The sequence below is a fragment of the Ruegeria sp. BF12 genome (assembly GCF_056538705.1).
This window is the reverse complement of record NZ_JBQFTP010000010.1, coordinates 184,004-203,441: the sequence shown is the minus strand read 5'-3', so window position 1 is coordinate 203,441 and position 19,438 is coordinate 184,004. Positions and strand designations below refer to the sequence as shown.

The following is a 19,438-nucleotide window of genomic DNA, read 5'->3' as shown; positions in this document are numbered from 1 at the left end:
CTGCGGTCAGCGTGGTCTTGCCGTGGTCAACGTGGCCAATCGTGCCGATGTTGACGTGCGGTTTTGTACGCTCAAACTTTTCCTTTGCCATGATGGCCTCCTTTTTCGGTAATGAAGGGAGCCCGTTACCCGAGCTCCCTCAAATCTTCGCTTATGCGTATTTCGCCTGGATCTCGTCCGAGATGTTCTGCGGAACCGGATCGTAGTGGTCGAACTGCATGGTGAACTGGGCACGGCCCGACGACATCGAACGCAGGGTGTTGATGTAGCCGAACATGTTCGCCAGCGGAACAAACGCGTCGATCGCGATTGCGTTGCCGCGCGGTTCCTGACCAGACACCTGGCCACGACGCGAGGTCAGGTCGCCGATGATACCGCCGGTGTATTCTTCCGGGGTGATCACTTCGACCTTCATGATCGGTTCCAGCAGCTTCGCGCCAGCTTTGCGCATGCCTTCACGCATACACATCCGCGATGCGATTTCGAACGCCAGAACGCTCGAGTCAACGTCGTGGAACTTACCGTCCAGCAGGGCAACCTTGAAGTCGATCACAGGGAAGCCAGCCAGCGGGCCGCTGTCCATGACCGAGTTGATGCCTTTTTCAACACCGGGGATGTATTCCTTCGGAACGGCACCACCAACGATGCGGCTTTCGAACGAATAGCCTTCGCCCGCTTCGGTCGGCTGGATCTCCAGCTTGACTTCCGCGAACTGACCCGAACCACCCGACTGTTTCTTGTGGGTGTAGGTGTGTTCAACCGGCATCGAGATGGTTTCACGGTATGCCACCTGAGGTGCACCGATGTTCGCCTCGACTTTGAACTCGCGCTTCAGACGATCAACCAGGATGTCCAGGTGAAGTTCGCCCATGCCCTTCATGATGGTCTGACCCGATTCCAGGTCGGTTTCCACACGGAAGGACGGGTCTTCAGCGGCCAGACGGGCCAGACCCTGAGACATCTTCTCTTGGTCGCCCTTGGTTTTGGGCTCAACTGCGATCTCGATCACCGGATCAGGGAAGGTCATGGTTTCCAGAACCACCGGATCCTTCGCATCACACAGGGTGTCACCGGTGGTGGTGTCTTTCAGACCCGCCAGCGCGATGATGTCGCCTGCAAACGCTTCTTCGATCTCTTCCCGGTTGTTCGAGTGCATCATCATCATACGACCGATGCGCTCTTTCTTACCTTTGGTCGAGTTCAGGATCGAGTCACCCTTATTCATGGTGCCCGAGTAGATCCGAGTGAAGGTCAGCGAGCCAACAAAGGGGTCGTTCATGATTTTAAACGCCAGGCCCGAGAAGGCCATGTTGTCATCGGCACGACGTGCGATGTCACGAACTTCTTCTTCGTCGCCGGGTTTGAAGCCCATGTAATCAACAACGTCCAGCGGGCTGGGCAGATAGTCGATCACAGCGTTGAGCAGCGGCTGAACGCCTTTGTTCTTGAACGCCGAACCACCCAGAACCGGAACGAACGCGATTTCCAGAGTACCTTTGCGCAGCAGGGCGCGCAGGGTCGGAACGTCGGGCTCATTGCCTTCCAGGTATTCCATCATAGCGTCGTCGTCCATTTCGACGGCCGCTTCGATCATCTTGCCGCGCCATTCGTCAGCCATGTCTTTCAGGCTGTCGCGGATCGGTGCTTTGATCCAGCTTGCGCCCAGATCTTCGCCCTGCCACAGCCACTCTTCCATGGTGACCAGGTCAATCAGACCTTCCAGCTCGGACTCGGCGCCGATCGGAATACCAACCGGAACAGCGCGTGCGCCTGTGCGATCTTCGATCATGCGAACGCAGTTGAAGAAGTCTGCGCCGATCTTGTCCATCTTGTTGACGAAAACCATACGCGGAACCTTGTAGCGGTCAGCCTGACGCCACACGGTTTCGGTTTGGGGCTCAACACCGGCGTTTGCGTCCAGAACGCAGACGGCACCGTCGAGAACCGCCAGCGAACGCTCAACTTCGATGGTGAAGTCAACGTGGCCGGGGGTGTCGATGATGTTCAGGCGGTGCTTGGGGGTATCGGCGGTCTGACCGTCCTCGGTACGCTCCCAGAAAGTGGTGGTCGCAGCCGAAGTGATGGTGATACCGCGTTCCTGCTCCTGCTCCATCCAGTCCATGGTGGCGGCACCATCGTGCACCTCACCGATGTTGTGGGATTTACCAGTGTAATACAGGATACGCTCCGAGCAGGTGGTCTTACCTGCGTCGATGTGCGCCATGATACCGAAGTTACGGTACAGTTCGAGCGGATATTCGCGTGCCATTGGTCTAAGCCTCTCGGATTACCAACGATAATGGCTGAAGGCTTTGTTCGCCTCGGCCATCTTGTGGGTGTCTTCGCGCTTTTTCACGGCGGTACCGCGGGACTGTACGGCGTCCAGCAGTTCGCCGGCAAGGCGCTCTTCCATGGTGTTTTCGTTGCGGCCGCGCGCAGCGGTGATCAGCCAACGGATGGCCAGCGCTTCGCGGCGCTCAGGGCGCACTTCGACCGGAACCTGATAGGTTGCACCACCAACCCGGCGCGAGCGAACCTCGACCGACGGTTTGATGTTGTCGAGCGCTTCGTGGAACACTTCGACAGGAGCGCGCTTTACCTTGTTCTCAACGCGGTCAAAGGCGTTGTAAACGATGCGCTCCGCGACCGACTTCTTGCCGTCGATCATCAGGTTGTTCATGAATTTGGTCAGTACCTTGTCGCCAAATTTGGCGTCAGGCAGGACTTCGCGTTTTTCGGCGGCGTGACGACGTGACATATCAGCCTCTCCTTCTTACTTGGGACGCTTCGCGCCGTATTTCGAACGGCGTTGCTTACGATCTTTGACGCCCTGAGTATCCAGAACACCGCGCAGGATGTGGTAACGCACACCGGGAAGGTCTTTTACACGGCCGCCACGGATCAGAACAACCGAGTGTTCCTGCAGGTTGTGGCTTTCACCGGGGATGTACGAGATGACCTCGAACCCGTTGGTCAGGCGCACCTTGGCAACCTTACGCATAGCCGAGTTCGGTTTCTTCGGTGTGGTGGTGTAAACACGTGTGCAGACGCCGCGTTTCTGCGGGCACTGCTCCAGGTGCATGGACTTCGAGCGTTTTACTTTGGGCTGCCGCGGCTTGCGGATCAGCTGTTGAATAGTTGGCATTCCGGTTTCTTCCCCGTTTTGCAACACACATGACATGCACGCGCGTTGCGTGCGGTTAAACTTGCTGCACTTATGCGTCCACAAGCGCAAAACCCGCGAGCGTTCCCATTCCGAGGTGAACGTCGCGGTTGGTTATCAGAGGGCGCGAACTACAAAATTGTCCGGGCCTTGACCAGTTCATTACTGAAATCGGTTATGGGGCGGCCCCCGGTACCGAGATGTCGCGCGTAATAGGGGGAGTCGGCCCGAGTGTCAACAGTGCTTGCCCTGCCAGCCGGATGTCACTGTTTTAACAAGAAACGGCAACGGGTTCCACAACGTCTCTCCAGTTGCGGGTCATCGAGGACATCTGCATAGTGGCCCAGAAGCTCTGCGATGGACGAAACATGCAAGTTATTGGCCTGTGCCGCTTTTCTTATCCCGCGATCGGCGGCTATCAGGTCGAACACGATACCGTCGAGGAACGGCGGCAGTATCTGTACAACCCTGCCCGATTGGAAGAACGGTTTCGCCTGTTCGAAACGACCACCCTGCCCTGTTTTCGCGAGCATACTGACGAAGACTTTGAACTGCTGGTCGTGATCGGAGAGTGCCTTCCCAAAGAGTCGATGGAGCGGCTCTACGATCTCACCTCGGGTATCAAGCAGATCCGCATTGTCAAACGCGCGCCGGCCCGCCACCGTCCTCTTGTCAAAGAGGTTCTGCACAGCGCCCGCAAAGATCCGGATCAGCCCTGCATACAGTTTCGGCATGACGACGATGACGCCGTTTCTGTTGATCTGGTTGAACGTCTGCGCGAAGCCGCCGATGACGCAAAGGGGCTTGCCCGGTACAATCGGACAATTGGATTGGATTTCAACAACGGTTTCCTGGCCCGGTTCGGCCCGGATGGTGTTCGCGCCGCCCAGGTGTTCAGACCGCTTTTGGGGGTTGGTCTGGGGATGTACATCGCCGGCGGCTGCAAACACACGATCATGAGCTTCACCCACCACAAGATCGGCCGCTTCATGCCCGTGATCAGCTATCCCGACGCGCCGATGTGGGTCAGGACCCTGAACAATTTCAACGATTCACCCCACGCCCGCGCCAGCAAAACCGAGCTGTTTCAACTGACCCCCGAACAGGAGGGAGAGTTCATAGCGCGCTTTGCCATTGAACAGGACGACGTGAGGCGGGTTCACTCCGCCGGTTGAGCTTGACGTTCGCGGAACAACGTGAACAGCCCTGCCCCAACGACCAGAACCGCACCGAACATCGTGATCGTATCCGGCCAATCGCCGAACACGACCCAACCCAGACCCAACGCCCAAATCAGACTGGAATAGCGGAAAGGGGCGATAAAGCCTACGTCCCCAATCCGCATGACCATGACGCTGCACAGGTATCCGGCCAGCACGAATACTGCCGCCGATGCCACCATCAAGCCCGAGCCTGATGTAACCGGTTCCCAACCGGTTGCTGCGGTCGCGACCCCGGCCGCCAAAGTGATGGACAGCGATGTCGCTAACGTGACGGCCAGCGATGGTACATGAATGGACATGCGCCGCGTTATCAGATCCCGCGCCGTCACCGAAGCTACTGCGATCAGAGCGTAAATGGCGTAGATGCTGAAACCGTCAGGCCCCGGTCGTACGATCAGCAACATACCGGCGAACCCCATTCCGATTGCCAGTATTCGTCGCCAGCCGATATGTTCACCGAAGAACAGAACCGCCCCAAGCGTCACTGTCAGCGGCAGGGCCTGCAAAACGGCGGTCACGTTCGCCAGTGGCATGTGCAGCAATGCAGTCAGAAAGAAAAATGTTGCCGAAAGTTCGGCCAGGCATCGTGCAGCCACCAGCCATTTGTCGTGGCGTGGAAAATTCAGATGCAGCGCACCCAGATGACGCGCCATCAGAAATACCAGAAACGTCGCCAATGCACCACGCATGGCGACCATCTGAAACAGCGGCATTTCCGCCCCTGCAGCCTTGATCAGAGCATCATTGACAGTAAAGGCAGCCATACTGCCCATCATCAGCATCGCGCCCTTCACATTCGGACTCATCGTGGAAGATTCCAATTCTCAAAAGAAACTCAGCCCATTGGCCGTAAGGCCGTAGGGGATGTCAATGAACATCCTTGGGCTAGAAAAGCGCTAGTTCTTTTCAGCCTGGTAAAACAACCAATTTGTGATCCATGTCCCTTAGGGCATGGTCAATGCGTGGCGCAATCTCCGCCCAATCACCCCCGGCCAGGCCCGCGCCGATCATCGGATAGCCTATGCGCGCGGTCGGAAACCCCCGTGCAATCATTTCGAAACAGGCCGAGATCGCGTCGTATTCCACAAGCCGTCCGGGTCCGTCCCAATGGAACTGAGTATAGGCGTTTGCTATTACAAAGCTGGTTGCCCCCCTCGACACAGATGCCATTGAAACGGTGCCCAGTTTTGAGCGAACCCCATATTCAGTCTGCTTGTCGGCCTCCAGAGCGTCAGGGAACTCAGCCGCGATTACTCTGGCGATCCCAGCACCCATCGCGTGGAAACAATTGCAGCCATGGACGATGACGTCAAATTCACCGTCTAGTGCAAGCTGTATCAAATCACCCTTGATCGTTGGCATCGAAAACCCTTTGGAACAGTCGATTGCCTCTGATGACCGCTTTCGCGGCTATTCCGTAACTGTCTTAGCACGACTGGGCACATGCGCATACCGGTGACCTCTCTAAGTAAATGTACCAGGCGCAAAAAATGAAAAGGCCCCGCAAAATTGCGGGGCCTGATCGATTGAATGTTGCGGTGCTTACTCGCGGCTTTCCGGTGTTTCCACCAGAACGTCCAACTCGTCACCCACGATATCGTCATCCATGACCGGAGCGGCGAGGGCAGCGGCCGCTTCGGCCTCTTCCCGACGGGCTTCGATCACGACGTTGTCGCGGCCTTGCGCAACCTGACGCACGGCCTGAGTCGCACCACCGGTACCGGCGGGGATCAGACGACCGACGATGACGTTCTCTTTCAGGCCAACCAGCTTGTCCTTCTTGCCCTGAACCGAAGCTTCGGTCAGCACGCGGGTGGTTTCCTGGAACGACGCCGCCGAGATGAACGAACGCGTTTGCAGCGAGGCTTTGGTGATCCCCAGCAGGATCGGCTCGCCCTGTGCCGGACGACCACCGCGGGCGATGGTCTTCTCGTTGGCCGCGTCGAACTCCTGCTTGTCGACATGCTCACCTTTCAGCAGGGTGGTGTCGCCTGAATCCAGGATCTCCCACTTCTGCAGCATCTGTCGCACGATGACTTCGATGTGCTTGTCGTTGATCTTCACGCCCTGCAGACGATAGACGTCCTGCACCTCGTCGATCATGTAATCCGCCAGCGCTTCGACACCCATGATGGACAGGATGTCGTGCGGAGCCGGGTTACCGTCCATCAGGTATTCACCCTTCTGGATGAAGTCCCCTTCGGCGACCGGGATGTGCTTGCCCTTGGGCACCATGTACTCGATGGTCTCCATGGACTCGTCTGCCGGTTCGATGCTGATGCGGCGCTTGTTCTTGTAGTCGCGACCAAAGCGCACGTAACCATCGGCTTCTGCGATGATCGCGTGATCTTTCGGACGACGGGCTTCGAACAGTTCGGCCACACGCGGCAGACCACCGGTGATGTCCTTGGTCTTGGCGCCTTCACGCGGAATACGCGCAACAACGTCACCGGCTTCGACCTGCTGACCGTCTTCGACCGACAGGATCGCATCCACCGACATCGGATAGTGAACCGGGTTGCCCGCATCGTTGCGGACCGGCTCGCCATCCTCACCGACCAGAATGATCTCGGGCTTCAGTTCGCTGCCTTTCGGGGCCGCGCGCCAGTCGATCACAATCTTCTGGGTCATACCGGTTGCTTCGTCGGTCTCGTCGCGGACAGCAAGGCCCGAAACCAGGTCAACGTATTTCGCGGTACCGGCTTTCTCGGCGATGATCGGCAGGGTGTACGGGTCCCACTCGAACAGCTTGTCGCCACGGGCCACCTTGGTGCCGTCCTTGACGAACAGCTTGGAGCCGTAGCCCAGCTTGTGGCTGGCACGCTCTTCGCCATGCTCGTCCTTGATCACCAGCTTCATGTTCCGGCCCATGACCAGGCTTTCGCCCGCCGCATTGACCAGAATCTGCGGGTTCTCGAACGACACCACGCCTTCCTGGCTGGCTTCCTGGAACGACTGCTGACCACCTTGCGCAACACCGCCGATGTGGAAGGTCCGCATCGTCAGCTGCGTACCGGGTTCACCGATGGACTGGGCGGCGATGATGCCGACAGCTTCACCTGTGTTCACCATGGTACCGCGAGCAAGGTCACGACCGTAGCAGGTTGCACAGACGCCTTCCTCGGACTCGCAGGTCAGAGGCGAACGGATGCGGGTCGATTGAACACCGGCTTCATCAATGGTGTCGGCCATACGCTCGTCGATCAGCTGACCAGCTGCCACAATCACCTCATCCGTACCCGGACGTAGGATGTCGTCTGCAGCCACACGGCCCAGGATACGCTCGGCCAGCGAAGCGACAACTTCACCGTCATTGACCGCGGCTTCCGCAGTGATCGCACGCTCGGTGCCACAGTCGACTTCACGAACGATGCAGTCCTGCGCCACGTCCACCAGACGACGGGTCAGATAACCCGAGTTCGCCGTCTTCAGAGCGGTATCCGACAGACCCTTACGGGCACCGTGGGTCGAGTTGAAGTACTCGAGAACGGTCAGACCTTCTTTAAAGTTCGAGATAATCGGTGTCTCGATGATGTCACCGTTCGGTTTGGCCATAAGGCCGCGCATACCGCCCAGCTGTTTCATCTGAGTGACCGAGCCACGCGCACCCGAGTGGGCCATCATGTAGACCGAGTTCGGTTCCTGTTCGGCACCGGCCTCATCACGCGACGACGCCGAGATGGTGTTCATCATGGCTTCGGTGACGCGGTCGTTACACTTCGACCAGGCATCGACAACTTTGTTGTACTTTTCGCCCTGAGTGATCAGGCCGTCCATGTACTGCTGTTCAAAGTCTTTCACCTGATCGCGGGTGTCATCGACGATGCCCCACTTGTCGTTCGGGATGACCATATCGTCCTTACCGAACGAGATGCCCGCCTTGAACGCCTCTTTGAAGCCCATCGACATGATCTGGTCACAGAAGATGACCGACTCTTTCTGACCGCAGTAGCGGTAGACAGTGTCGATCACCTGCTGCACTTCTTTCTTTCGCAGCAGGCGGTTGACCAGCTCGAACGGCGCCTTGTTGTTCATCGGCAGCAACGCGCCCAGGCGCAGACGGCCCGGAGTGGTTTCGTAACGCTTCTGAACTTCGTTGCCTTCGTCGTCGATTTGCGTGATCCGCGCGGTGATCTTGGTGTGCAAGTGCACTTCGCCGGAATCCAGCGCGTGCTGAACTTCGTCGATCGAACCAAACACCTTGCCTTCGCCCGGCATGCCTTCGCGTTCCAGGGTCACATAGTACAGACCCAGAATCATATCCTGCGACGGAACGATGATCGGCGCGCCGTTTGCAGGCGACAGAACGTTGTTCGTCGACATCATCAGAACACGCGCTTCCAGCTGCGCCTCAAGGCTCAGCGGGACGTGAACGGCCATCTGGTCACCGTCGAAGTCGGCGTTAAAAGCCGAACAGACCAGCGGGTGCAGCTGGATGGCTTTACCCTCGATCAGGACCGGCTCGAACGCCTGAATGCCGAGACGGTGCAGCGTCGGCGCGCGGTTCAGCATGACAGGGTGTTCGCGGATCACCTCGTCGAGGATATCCCACACTTCGGGACGCTCTTTCTCGACCAGTTTCTTCGCTTGCTTAACAGTCGAAGACAGACCCTTGGCTTCAAGACGCGAGTAGATGAACGGCTTGAAAAGCTCCAGCGCCATCTTCTTGGGCAGACCACACTGGTGCAGCTTGAGTTCCGGACCGGTCACGATGACCGAACGGCCTGAGAAGTCGACGCGTTTCCCCAGAAGGTTCTGACGGAATCGGCCCTGCTTACCTTTCAGCATGTCCGACAGCGATTTAAGCGGACGCTTGTTGGCGCCGGTGATCACACGGCCACGACGGCCGTTGTCGAACAAAGCGTCAACGGATTCCTGCAGCATCCGCTTTTCGTTGCGGACGATGATGTCAGGCGCACGCAGTTCGATCAGACGCTTCAGGCGGTTGTTCCGGTTGATGACGCGGCGATACAGATCGTTCAGATCCGACGTCGCGAAACGGCCACCATCCAGCGGAACCAGCGGACGCAGTTCCGGCGGAATGACCGGGATCACGGTCATAACCATCCACTCAGGCCGGTTGCCCGACTCGAGGAAGGATTCAACAACCTTCAGACGCTTGATGATCTTCTTGGGCTTCAGTTCACCGGTTGCTTCGGCCAGATCAGCGCGCAGCTGCTCGGCTTCGGCTTCCAGATCGATCTGGGCCAGCATCTCACGGATGGCTTCAGCACCGATATTCGCGGTGAACGCGTCCATGCCATAGGCATCCTGCGCGTCCATGTACTCTTCTTCGGTCAGCATCTGGCCGTAGGTCAGGTCGGTCAGACCGGGCTCGATGACGACGTAGTTTTCAAAGTACAGAACGCGTTCCAGATCACGCAGAGTCATGTCCAGCATCAGACCGATGCGGGACGGCAGCGATTTCAGGAACCAGATATGCGCAACGGGTGCGGCCAGTTCGATGTGGCCCATACGCTCGCGGCGGACTTTCTGCAGGGTGACTTCCACACCGCATTTCTCGCAGACAACGCCGCGATATTTCATCCGCTTATATTTGCCGCACAGGCATTCGTAATCTTTGATCGGGCCAAAGATACGCGCGCAGAACAGGCCATCACGTTCGGGCTTGAAAGTCCGGTAGTTGATGGTTTCGGGTTTCTTGATCTCGCCATAGGACCAAGACAGGATCCGCTCGGGCGACGCCAACGAGACCTTGATCTCGTCGAATACTTTTGGGGGCGTCAGCGGGTTGAACGGGTTGTTGGTGATTTCCTGGTTCATTTGTTACCTCAAATCTTGCGGAAGGGGGGAGAGGGGAGCGGAAACTTCAAAAGTTTCCGCCCAAGAATTTTCTCAAAATTCTTATTCCTCAACCTCCGCATCCAGGAGTTCCATATTCAGGCCGAGGCCACGGACTTCTTTCACCAGAACGTTGAACGATTCCGGTACGCCCGCTTCAAAGTTATCCTCGCCCTTGACGATCGACTCATAGACCTTGGTCCGGCCGGCGACGTCATCCGATTTCACGGTGAGCATCTCCTGCAGGGTGTAGGCGGCGCCGTAAGCTTCCAGAGCCCAGACCTCCATTTCACCAAAGCGCTGACCACCGAACTGCGCCTTACCACCCAGCGGCTGCTGGGTAACCAGGCTGTACGGCCCGGTCGAACGCGCGTGGATTTTGTCATCCACCAGGTGGTGCAGTTTCAGCAGGTACTTGATGCCCACGGTCACCGGACGTGCGAATTGCTCACCGGTGCGACCGTCGAACAGAACCGACTGACCGCTTTCCGAGAAGCCCGCACGCACCAGCGCGTCGTTGACGTCAGCCTCTTTGGCGCCGTCAAAGACCGGGGTTGCGATCGGAACACCGCGGGTCACGTTGCCCGCAGCCTCGATCAGGCCATCCTCGTCCAGACCGGTGATGCCTTCTTCGTAGACATTCTCGCCATAGGCCAGCTTCATCGCTTCGCGCACCGGGGTAAGATCGCCTGAACGGCGGTATTCACCCAGTGCCTCATCGATGTTCAGACCCAGACCGCGCGCGGCCCAACCCATATGGGTTTCAAGGATCTGACCGACGTTCATTCGCGAAGGCACACCCAGCGGGTTCAGACAGAAGTCAACCGGCGTGCCATCGGCCAGGAATGGCATGTCTTCCATCGGAACAACCTTGGAAATCACACCTTTGTTCCCGTGACGACCGGCCATCTTGTCGCCCGGCTGCAGCTTACGCTTCACGGCGATGAAGACTTTGACCATCTTCATCACACCCGGCGGCAGGTCGTCGCCACGACGGACTTTCTCGACCTTATCCTCGAAACGAGCATCCAGAGCGCGTTTCTGCACTTCGTACTGCTCGTTCAGAGCTTCAACGATCTGTGCGTCCTGCTCACCTTCCAGGGCCAGTTGCCACCACTGACCACGGGTCAGCATGTCCAGCAGTTCCTCGGTGATCACCGACCCTGCCTTGACGCCTTTCGGGCCTTTGACAGCGGTTTTACCCATGATCAGGCCTTGCAGACGCGCATAGATGTTGCGGTCAAGGATCGCCAGCTCGTCGTCCCGGTCACGGGCCAGACGTTCGACTTCCTCACGCTCGATCTGCAGCGCACGCTCGTCTTTCTCGACGCCGTGACGGTTGAAGACGCGGACTTCGACGACCGTACCGTAATCGCCCGGCTTCACGCGCAGCGAGGTGTCGCGCACGTCAGATGCTTTTTCACCAAAGATGGCGCGCAGCAGCTTTTCTTCCGGGGTCATCGGGCTTTCGCCCTTCGGAGTGATCTTGCCGACCAGAATATCGCCCGGTTCAACATCCGCACCGATGTAAACGATGCCCGCCTCGTCGAGGTTGCGCAGCGCTTCTTCACCGACGTTCGGAATGTCGCGGGTGATCTCTTCCGGACCCAGCTTGGTGTCACGTGCAGCGACTTCAAACTCCTCGATATGAACCGAGGTAAAGACGTCGTCACGCGCGATCCGTTCCGAGATCAGGATCGAGTCTTCGTAGTTGTAACCGTTCCACGGCATGAACGCGACGACCACGTTCTTACCCAAGGCCAGTTCACCCATATCGGTCGACGGACCATCGGCAATAACTTCGCCCTTCTGGACGGTGTCACCCACCTTGATCAGCGGACGCTGGTTGATACAGGTGTTCTGGTTCGAACGCTGGAATTTGCGCAGACGATAGATGTCAACGCCAGCATCGCCCAGTTCCAGATCTTCGGTGGCGCGGATAACGATACGCTGGGCATCGACCTGGTCGATGATACCGGCACGTTTCGCCTGAATCGCAGCACCCGAGTCGATCGCAACCTTTTCCTCGATCCCGGTACCGACCAGCGGCGCTTCGGCCCGCAGCAGCGGAACCGCCTGACGTTGCATGTTCGAGCCCATCAGAGCGCGGTTGGCGTCGTCATTTTCAAGGAACGGGATCAGCGAGGCCGCGACCGAGACCAGCTGTTTCGGCGACACGTCGATCAGGTCCACGTTCTCGCGCGGGGCGAGGGTGTAGTCACCGGCCTGACGGGTCGAAACCAGATCGTTGATGAACTTGCCATCAGCGTCCAAAGTCGCGTTCGCCTGCGCCACGGTGTGACGCATTTCCTCGGTCGCGGACATGTAGTGAACCTCATCGGTCACCTCGGCGTCTTTGACGACGCGATACGGTGTTTCGATGAAGCCATACTTGTTCACGCGGGCAAAGGTGGCCAGCGAGTTGATCAGACCAATGTTCGGACCTTCCGGCGTTTCAATTGGACACATCCGGCCATAGTGGGTCGGGTGCACGTCGCGAACTTCGAAGCCCGCACGCTCACGTGTCAAACCACCGGGGCCAAGCGCCGAAAGACGGCGTTTGTGGGTAACCTCGGACAGCGGGTTGGTCTGGTCCATGAACTGCGACAGCTGCGACGAGCCGAAGAATTCGCGAACAGCAGCCGCAGCCGGTTTCGCGTTGATCAGGTCCTGAGGCATGACGGTGTCAATCTCGACCGACGACATACGCTCTTTGATCGCGCGCTCCATACGCAGCAGGCCAACGCGGTACTGGTTTTCCATCAGTTCGCCGACCGAGCGCACACGGCGGTTGCCGAGGTGGTCGATATCGTCCACGTCGCCTTTGCCGTCACGCAGTTCCACCAGCGCCTTGATGCAGGCCACGATGTCTTCGCGACGCAGCGTACGCAGGGTGTCCGGCGCGTCCAGAGCCAGACGCATGTTCATCTTCACGCGGCCAACGGCGGACAGGTCGTAGCGCTCACTGTCGAAGAACAGAGTGTCGAACAGAGCCGACGCAGCCTCGACGGTGGGCGGCTCGCCCGGGCGCATTACGCGGTAGATGTCCATCAGCGCGCTTTCACGGTTCAGGTTCTTATCCTGAGCCATGGTGTTGCGCATGTACGGGCCGACATTGACGTTGTCGATGTCCAGAACCGGGATGTCGGTGATGCCCGCATCGATCAGTTCCTTGACAGTCCCACCAATCAGGTCGCCGTCCTTGTCGTATTCCAAGGTCAGCTCATCACCGGCCTCGACATAGATCGCGCCGGTTTCTTCGTTGATGATGTCCTTAGCGACAAACTTGCCAACGATGTTGTCGAAGGGCACCAGCAAGTCGGTGACAACGCCTTCTTCGATCAGCTTCTTGACCGCGCGCGGGGTGACTTTCTTGCCCGCTTCAGCAATCACTTCACCGGACTTCGCGTCGACCAGATCATAGGTCGGACGGGTGCCGCGGACACGCTCGGGGAAGAACGGCGTGATCCAGCCTTTCTTCTTGTCCAGCTTGTAGGACACGGTGTTGTAATACGCGTCCATGATCGCTTCCTGGTCCAGACCCAGCGCATAGAGCAGGGTGGTCACAGGCAACTTACGGCGACGGTCGATACGAGCGAACACGATGTCCTTGGCGTCGAACTCAAAGTCCAGCCAGCTGCCGCGATACGGGATGATGCGGCAGGCAAACAGCAGCTTGCCCGAGGAGTGGGTTTTGCCCTTGTCGTGGTCAAAGAACACACCGGGCGAGCGGTGCATTTGAGACACGATCACACGCTCGGTGCCATTCACGATGAACGTACCGTTCGGTGTCATCAGGGGCATGTCGCCCATGAACACGTCCTGCTCCTTGATGTCCTTCACCGACTTGGCGCCGGTGTCTTCATCGACATCAAACACGATCAGGCGCAGAGTGACCTTCAGCGGCGCGCTGTAGGTCATGTCGCGCTGCATGCACTCTTCGACGTCATATTTGGGTTTTTCCAGATCGTATTTCACGAATTCCAGAACGGAGGTTTCGTTGAAATCCTTGATCGGGAAAACCGACTGAAACACACCTTTGATGCCTTCGCCGTCGGTGGGCTGCTCTGCATCGCCGGAGCGCAGGAAAAGATCATAAGAAGATTTCTGGACCTCAATGAGGTTCGGCATCTCCAGCACTTCACGGATTTTGCCGTAATATTTACGAAGACGTTTCTGGCCAAGGAACGTTTGAGCCATGTCAGATGTCACCTTTCGATGTTCTCAGCGGGCAAAGACACCGTCGGGCCCCGGCATCTTGCACATTCGAGACGACACGTCCGGATCAATTCATGGCCACCGTCCCGAAGGCAGCCTCCCGATCCGCGAACCGCGTCTTAGAAAACGCCCCCAGACATGAGGCCCTTTCTAAGACAGGTTCGGCTGGACCCGGATTTCTCCGAGCCCAGCCAAATTTTTCGGTGCATCGGCGATGCACCAGACAACGGGCTTAGGCCAGTTCGACCTCGGCGCCAGCTGCTTCCAGCTTGCCTTTGATCTCTTCGGCTTCTGCTTTGTCGATGCCTTCTTTGATCTTACCGCCAGCTTCGACCAGTTCCTTGGCCTCTTTCAGGCCCAGACCGGTGATGCCGCGAACTTCTTTGATCACGTTGATTTTCGAAGCGCCGGCGTTCTTCAGAACGACGTCGAATTCGGTTTTTTCTTCCTCAGCTGCGCCACCGGCGTCGCCACCAGCTGCAACCATTACGGCGCCGCCAGCTGCGGGCTCGATGCCGTACTCGTCTTTGAGGATGGTTTTCAGTTCTTGTGCTTCCAGCAGGGTCAGACCCACGATGCTTTCTGCGAGTGCTTTCAGATCAGCCATTTTATCAGCTCTTTCCGTTTACAGTGTGTGTTCCAACGTCAGGGTATTCACCCTACGCAGATCATTCAGTGCCAACCGCTTACGCAGCTTCCGCCTTCTCTTCGATGGTGGAAAGGATGCTTGCGATGTTGCTTGCAGGTGCGCCAATCGCGCCGGCGATGTTCGAAGCAGGTGCGCCAATGCAGCCCACGATCGAAGCAATAAGCTCCTCGCGAGACGGCATTTTCGAAACTGTTTCGACGCCTTTGCGGTCCAGAGCGTTCTCGCCCATTGCACCGCCAAGGATTTCGAACTTTTGGTTCTCCTTGGCGAAGTCCTCGGCCACTTTGGCTGCTGCCACAGGGTCCTCGGAATAGGTCAGAACGGTCATCCCTGTCAGCAGGTCGGCCATGCTTTCACACGGCTTACCCTCAAGGGCGATTTTGGCGAGCCTGTTCTTGGCAACACGCACGGAGCCACCCGCGTCACGAGCACGTGCGCGAAGGTCCTGCATCTCGGCAACTGTCAGACCGGCGTAGTGAGCAACCACTACGACGCCAGAGCTTTCGAAGATTTGGCCGAGTTCCTCGACCACTTTCTCTTTCTGGGCTCTATCCACAGTTCTCTCCAAGTTTGGGGCGATATCTCACCCCGGCTCATATTTGCCGCAGCTTTCGCTCCGGCGTTCAGGTCCGTTGTTACGGGATTGGCCAAAACGCGCCCGAGGGTTGGACCCTCAGAATTCTTTGGTCTTACCCGTCTCAGGCAGGGAATTAAGGGGCCATATGGCACCACCCACCGTCTTGGACGAAACAAAATAAAGCGCACGACGAATCGCACGCTTTACTTCGTAGCCTTACTTAGGGCAGATACCGCCAGTTTCCAAGAGGTAAATTGCGGATTCTGCGTTACCGCAACAGCATTCGAGAACTTCGAATTCCCGCCTTTTGTTGGTCAAATAATATTCATTTGCACAAGCCTCCGGAACAACTGGCACGAACATCTTTTCACGGTTGCTCAAATGCCTACTTTCCGTTGACACCGGAAACGCGCTGTTATCCTGTCCAGAGATCGAACTTTCACACTCAGGACTTGTCCCGTTGGCTGACACACTGCCCCTATCCGACGAAGAACAAGCACGTGTCGCCTCGTATATCGACGAGTTTTCGAGCGAGCTCCCGCAAGAGTTTATCACGCATTACGACTGCATCTACCGGTCGCACGCCTTCGAAGATTCTCGGGCTGTCCTGATCCTGCATACTGCATCTCGGGCATTCGCCCTCAAAACCGATACGGAGTCCCCTACTACCGGCAGATTAAAAGCCGAATTCGAACTGCTGGTTGAGCTTTGGGACTACTTCGAGGGTAACGACACGTCTCGGGTCGTCCGACCCGTTTATCTTTCGCCGGGCGGCGCTTTTCTGGTCACTGAGTATATAAGCCGACCGACTGCCGTAGATCTGATTTATAACAGCCCGGATGAAAATCAGGTTGCTCAGGTGTACCGCCGCGCCGGGTCATGGCTGAATGATCTTCATGCCCGGCACGCCCCAATCAGTTACGCTTTCCGTCCGCGATGGATGACCGACAGCATTCGCGATCTGGTCAAAGCCGTTCCGCATGAAATCGAGGAACAGAGCCGAAAAATGGTAAACCTCATGCTGGCCGAAGGCGCTCGCCTTAAGGGCACCGAGGACCTGCGGGTCTTTTCGCATGGCGATTTTCACGGACAGAACCTGATCGTCGGACAGGGAAAGACAATCGGTCTGGATTTCACCGAGGCCCGCGACAAACTGGCCGTTTATGATATCGTCGACTTCCTGAAATCGGACATCTTTCGGGACGGGGATGGGGCCGACGTGGATCGAAGCGGAATCCTGAAACGAAACAAGGATATGTTTTTTCGCCTCTACCGGCATCCGATCAATCACGACATCCTTGACTACTGCATCCGTGGACGGTTGCTGAAAGACTGGCTGTTTCTACATCAGATCACCCATACCTGCAGCGCCTTTGAACACGACAGGCGGCGGCGACTGGGCCAGCGTCTGCGCCTGATATTCCAAGGTCACTGAACCTGTCACGCGAACAGTGTGGTCCACATTTGTTTCCAGGTGGCCTAGCTTCGCTCAATCCGGGCCGCCATCAGCTTTTCAGCGCTCCTCAGCGTTCTGCTCGTCCTGTTTCAACGTGTCCGCAGTGACCCTGACGCGGTGCTTCAGTTCGAAGTTTGCCTCTACATGCTCCAGCATGTCCGCGGCAAACTCCTGTAGCGAACCTTCTTTTCGAACGGCGCGCAAGGTGTGCAGCAAGATGCTGATTATGGCACCATCATGTTCTCGCGCGCGCTCCAACTCAGAAATTCGATTATGCAGAATTTCAGGGAGTTCGGACAAGGAGGCGTTCACCAGTTTTGCGCGCTGCGCGTCTTCCCGCGCGATGCATTGCTCGGCCCACTTGTTACTGTCGTTACTCGCCAAGAGACGAAGATGACCACCGGGGCGTTCGCGAATTTGCTCCATGACATTCTGGTTTCGCGCGCGAACGGAATTCCCCCCTCCCTCTTTTTCGATATAGTCCTTCAACGCCTTAACGGCCCATGCTGGGCATTTGCGACTGCTTGGCCGATGCGGATCCGCCAGCCAGGATTGCAACGTCCGATTTGTCACCTTTCGGGACGTTTCAAGTTCCAGGGCAATCTCCACAAAGGAATTGTTGCCCGCAAATGGGCCGCTCACGAGCCGCTGCAACTCGGACCGGTTTCTTTCGTCTTCTATGGTCTGCTGGAGAGCCTCAAAAATCTTGCTTACCCGCGCCTCGCCCAGAGCTAACCGGGTCTCGTCTTCGACTTTGAATGATACCCCCGGGCCCTGCGCGTCATACTGGATGTGTATAACCACACCTGTCTCTAGATGGGTGGCCTGAGGATTCAGATACCTGTACTCAAATTTCATATTTTCCCAGCTCCGATTTCTGTGCGCACACTGTGCGCACAATACGTAAGCTGACTGCCGAAACAAATCAACCGAGCCAACAAAAAATCCCGGGCAGTTTGCACCACCCGGGATCAAATTCTGATTTTTGAGCAGTAAGGCTTATTCGCCCGACGCGGCTGCCACATCCAGAGTCACACCGGGGCCCATGGTCGAGCTCAGCGCGATTTTCTTCATGTAGGTGCCTTTGGCGCCCGACGGCTTGGCCTTGGCCACAGCCGAAACGAATGCACGAACGTTTTCGGCCAGCTTGGCTTCGTCGAACGACGCTTTGCCAACACCCGCGTGTACAACGCCGCCTTTTTCCGCCTTGAACTGAACTTCACCACCCTTGGCTGCTTCCACGGCCGCTTTCACGTCCATGGTCACGGTGCCAACTTTGGGGTTCGGCATCAGGTTGCGCGGGCCCAGAACCTTACCCAGACGACCGACGATCGGCATCATGTCCGGGGTTGCGATGCAGCGATCGAATTCGATGGTGCCGCCCTGAATAGTTTCCATCAGGTCTTCTGCGCCAACGATATCTGCGCCTGCTTCTTTCGCTTCGTCAGCCTTGGGGCCACGAGCAAACACAGCAACGCGCATCGCTTTACCGGTGCCATTCGGCAGGCCGACAACACCGCGAACCATTTGGTCTGCGTGACGTGTGTCAACGCCCAGGTTCAGTGCGATTTCGATGGTTTCGTCGAATTTCGAGGTTGCGTTGGCTTTGACCAGGGCAACTGCTTCTTCGACCGACAGGTTTTCCTTGCCGGCGACAGCTTCGCGCGCAGCGCGGGTACGTTTACCGAGTTTTGCCATCTTACTTCACCTCGATGCCCATGGAGCGGGCCGAGCCCAGGATGATCTGCATTGCGCCTTCGACGTCGTTGGCGTTCAGATCTTTCATTTTGGCTTCGGCGATTTCGCGAACCTGCTTCGAGGTCACGGTGGCCACGGTCTCACGACCGGGGTTTTCCGCACCACGGGGGCGGTTACGCTTGCCGACCGGCTTCAGACCAGCTGCTTTTTTCAGGTAGTAAGACGCGGGCGGCGTCTTGATGTCCATGGTGAAGGACTTGTCCTGATAGTAGGTGATCACGGTCGGGCACGGAGCGCCGGGCTCCATGTCTGCGGTCTTGGCGTTGAACGCCTTGCAGAATTCCATGATGTTGATGCCGCGCTGACCCAGCGCCGGACCAACTGGCGGCGACGGGTTCGCCTGACCTGCAGGAACCTGCAGTTTCATTGTACCAGCAAGCTTCTTGGCCATTTGGTTTTCCTTTCAACGTAGGTGAAACGCGTTCCACCCGGTTTATGTTGCGTGGTCCGATCCGGGATCGCGATCCCAGCAACCTCCCACGAGAGAATCTCGCCCGAAGACGATAGAGGCGGCATGTACAGTGGAACGCAGGGGTTGGCAAGTGGCTGACACCCACTTCCCAATCACCTGATTGCGCCATTATCAGGTCAC

The 19,438-nt window shown here is 57.5% G+C and carries 15 protein-coding genes; 2 read left to right on the top strand and 13 right to left on the bottom strand.

The window, feature by feature from the left end:
• From ACR0J0_RS16575 to rpsL, 4 genes are all read right to left on the bottom strand, one after another.
• Nucleotides 1-91: GTP-binding protein (locus ACR0J0_RS16575; RefSeq protein ID WP_215675807.1), on the bottom strand; the 91-nt coding region annotated here is incomplete at its 3' end.
• A 60-nt stretch (nt 92-151) separates the two neighbouring features.
• Nucleotides 152-2,269 carry an elongation factor G gene (fusA, locus tag ACR0J0_RS16570; protein WP_480665247.1) on the bottom strand — a complete coding sequence of 706 codons (2,118 nt, stop codon included), beginning with the start codon at nt 2,267-2,269 and terminating at the stop codon, nt 152-154.
• An 18-nt stretch (nt 2,270-2,287) separates the two neighbouring features.
• On the bottom strand, nt 2,288-2,758 hold the full coding sequence (gene rpsG / locus ACR0J0_RS16565; protein ID WP_010441203.1) for a 30S ribosomal protein S7: 471 nt from the start codon (nt 2,756-2,758) through the stop codon (nt 2,288-2,290).
• A gap of 15 nt (nt 2,759-2,773) precedes the next feature.
• On the bottom strand, nt 2,774-3,145 hold the full coding sequence (gene rpsL / locus ACR0J0_RS16560) for a 30S ribosomal protein S12 (protein ID WP_005621086.1): 372 nt from the start codon (nt 3,143-3,145) through the stop codon (nt 2,774-2,776).
• Nucleotides 3,146-3,531: 386 nt separating this feature from the next.
• Here rpsL and ACR0J0_RS16555 point away from each other — a divergent pair, with 386 nt between their 5' ends.
• Nucleotides 3,532-4,338 carry a putative rhamnosyl transferase gene (locus ACR0J0_RS16555; protein ID WP_480665246.1) on the top strand — a complete coding sequence of 269 codons (807 nt, stop codon included), beginning with the start codon at nt 3,532-3,534 and terminating at the stop codon, nt 4,336-4,338.
• On the opposite strand, the gene ACR0J0_RS16550 is transcribed toward ACR0J0_RS16555, so the two are convergent.
• The 6 genes from ACR0J0_RS16550 to rplJ form a co-directional block, all read right to left on the bottom strand.
• Entirely contained in the window at nt 4,323-5,192 is an 870-nt protein-coding gene (locus ACR0J0_RS16550; RefSeq protein ID WP_480665245.1) for a DMT family transporter, read from the bottom strand. The genes ACR0J0_RS16555 and ACR0J0_RS16550 overlap by 16 nt on opposite strands.
• A gap of 100 nt (nt 5,193-5,292) precedes the next feature.
• The gene (locus ACR0J0_RS16545) at nt 5,293-5,748 is read right to left on the bottom strand and encodes a macro domain-containing protein (RefSeq protein WP_480665244.1); all 456 of its coding nucleotides are present in this window, start codon (nt 5,746-5,748) and stop codon (nt 5,293-5,295) included.
• Nucleotides 5,749-5,928: 180 nt separating this feature from the next.
• Nucleotides 5,929-10,170, bottom strand: coding sequence for a DNA-directed RNA polymerase subunit beta' (gene rpoC / locus ACR0J0_RS16540; RefSeq protein ID WP_480665243.1), 4,242 nt, complete (start codon nt 10,168-10,170; stop codon nt 5,929-5,931).
• Between the two features lie 81 nt (nt 10,171-10,251).
• Nucleotides 10,252-14,388 (bottom strand): DNA-directed RNA polymerase subunit beta, encoded by a 4,137-nt coding sequence (rpoB, locus tag ACR0J0_RS16535; protein WP_480665242.1) that lies wholly within the window; start codon nt 14,386-14,388, stop codon nt 10,252-10,254.
• 250 nt (nt 14,389-14,638) lie between these two features.
• Nucleotides 14,639-15,013, bottom strand: a complete 375-nt coding sequence (gene rplL, locus ACR0J0_RS16530; protein WP_170417028.1) for a 50S ribosomal protein L7/L12 — start codon at nt 15,011-15,013, stop codon at nt 14,639-14,641.
• A gap of 79 nt (nt 15,014-15,092) precedes the next feature.
• Nucleotides 15,093-15,611, bottom strand: a complete 519-nt coding sequence (gene rplJ, locus ACR0J0_RS16525; RefSeq protein WP_480665241.1) for a 50S ribosomal protein L10 — start codon at nt 15,609-15,611, stop codon at nt 15,093-15,095.
• Between the two features lie 481 nt (nt 15,612-16,092).
• Between rplJ and ACR0J0_RS16520 the strand changes: the two genes are divergently transcribed.
• Nucleotides 16,093-17,067: a phosphotransferase gene (locus tag ACR0J0_RS16520; RefSeq protein WP_480665240.1), complete on the top strand. Its 975-nt coding sequence runs from the start codon at nt 16,093-16,095 to the stop codon at nt 17,065-17,067.
• A 78-nt stretch (nt 17,068-17,145) separates the two neighbouring features.
• On the opposite strand, the gene ACR0J0_RS16515 is transcribed toward ACR0J0_RS16520, so the two are convergent.
• The 3 genes from ACR0J0_RS16515 to rplK form a co-directional block, all read right to left on the bottom strand.
• Nucleotides 17,146-17,946: a hypothetical protein gene (locus ACR0J0_RS16515; RefSeq protein WP_480665239.1), complete on the bottom strand. Its 801-nt coding sequence runs from the start codon at nt 17,944-17,946 to the stop codon at nt 17,146-17,148.
• Between the two features lie 141 nt (nt 17,947-18,087).
• Nucleotides 18,088-18,786, bottom strand: a complete 699-nt coding sequence (gene rplA / locus ACR0J0_RS16510; RefSeq protein WP_170427361.1) for a 50S ribosomal protein L1 — start codon at nt 18,784-18,786, stop codon at nt 18,088-18,090.
• A gap of 1 nt (nt 18,787) precedes the next feature.
• Nucleotides 18,788-19,237, bottom strand: a complete 450-nt coding sequence (rplK, locus tag ACR0J0_RS16505) for a 50S ribosomal protein L11 (protein ID WP_010440985.1) — start codon at nt 19,235-19,237, stop codon at nt 18,788-18,790.
• Nucleotides 19,238-19,438: the final 201 nt, after the last annotated feature.

What these genes read in the sequence shown, in the direction of transcription:
- rpsG (WP_010441203.1), bottom strand. Translation starts at nt 2,758, where the DNA reads ATGTCACGTCGTCACGCCGCCGAAAAACGCGAAGTCCTGCCTGACGCC.
- fusA (WP_480665247.1), bottom strand. Translation starts at nt 2,269, where the DNA reads ATGGCACGCGAATATCCGCTCGAACTGTACCGTAACTTCGGTATCATG.
- rpoB (WP_480665242.1), bottom strand. Translation starts at nt 14,388, where the DNA reads ATGGCTCAAACGTTCCTTGGCCAGAAACGTCTTCGTAAATATTACGGC.
- ACR0J0_RS16555 (WP_480665246.1), top strand. Translation starts at nt 3,532, where the DNA reads ATGCAAGTTATTGGCCTGTGCCGCTTTTCTTATCCCGCGATCGGCGGC.
- ACR0J0_RS16515 (WP_480665239.1), bottom strand. Translation starts at nt 17,946, where the DNA reads ATGAAATTTGAGTACAGGTATCTGAATCCTCAGGCCACCCATCTAGAG.
- rpsL (WP_005621086.1), bottom strand. Translation starts at nt 3,145, where the DNA reads ATGCCAACTATTCAACAGCTGATCCGCAAGCCGCGGCAGCCCAAAGTA.
- ACR0J0_RS16545 (WP_480665244.1), bottom strand. Translation starts at nt 5,748, where the DNA reads ATGCCAACGATCAAGGGTGATTTGATACAGCTTGCACTAGACGGTGAA.
- rplK (WP_010440985.1), bottom strand. Translation starts at nt 19,237, where the DNA reads ATGGCCAAGAAGCTTGCTGGTACAATGAAACTGCAGGTTCCTGCAGGT.
- rplA (WP_170427361.1), bottom strand. Translation starts at nt 18,786, where the DNA reads ATGGCAAAACTCGGTAAACGTACCCGCGCTGCGCGCGAAGCTGTCGCC.
- rpoC (WP_480665243.1), bottom strand. Translation starts at nt 10,170, where the DNA reads ATGAACCAGGAAATCACCAACAACCCGTTCAACCCGCTGACGCCCCCA.
- ACR0J0_RS16550 (WP_480665245.1), bottom strand. Translation starts at nt 5,192, where the DNA reads ATGAGTCCGAATGTGAAGGGCGCGATGCTGATGATGGGCAGTATGGCT.
- rplL (WP_170417028.1), bottom strand. Translation starts at nt 15,013, where the DNA reads ATGGCTGATCTGAAAGCACTCGCAGAAAGCATCGTGGGTCTGACCCTG.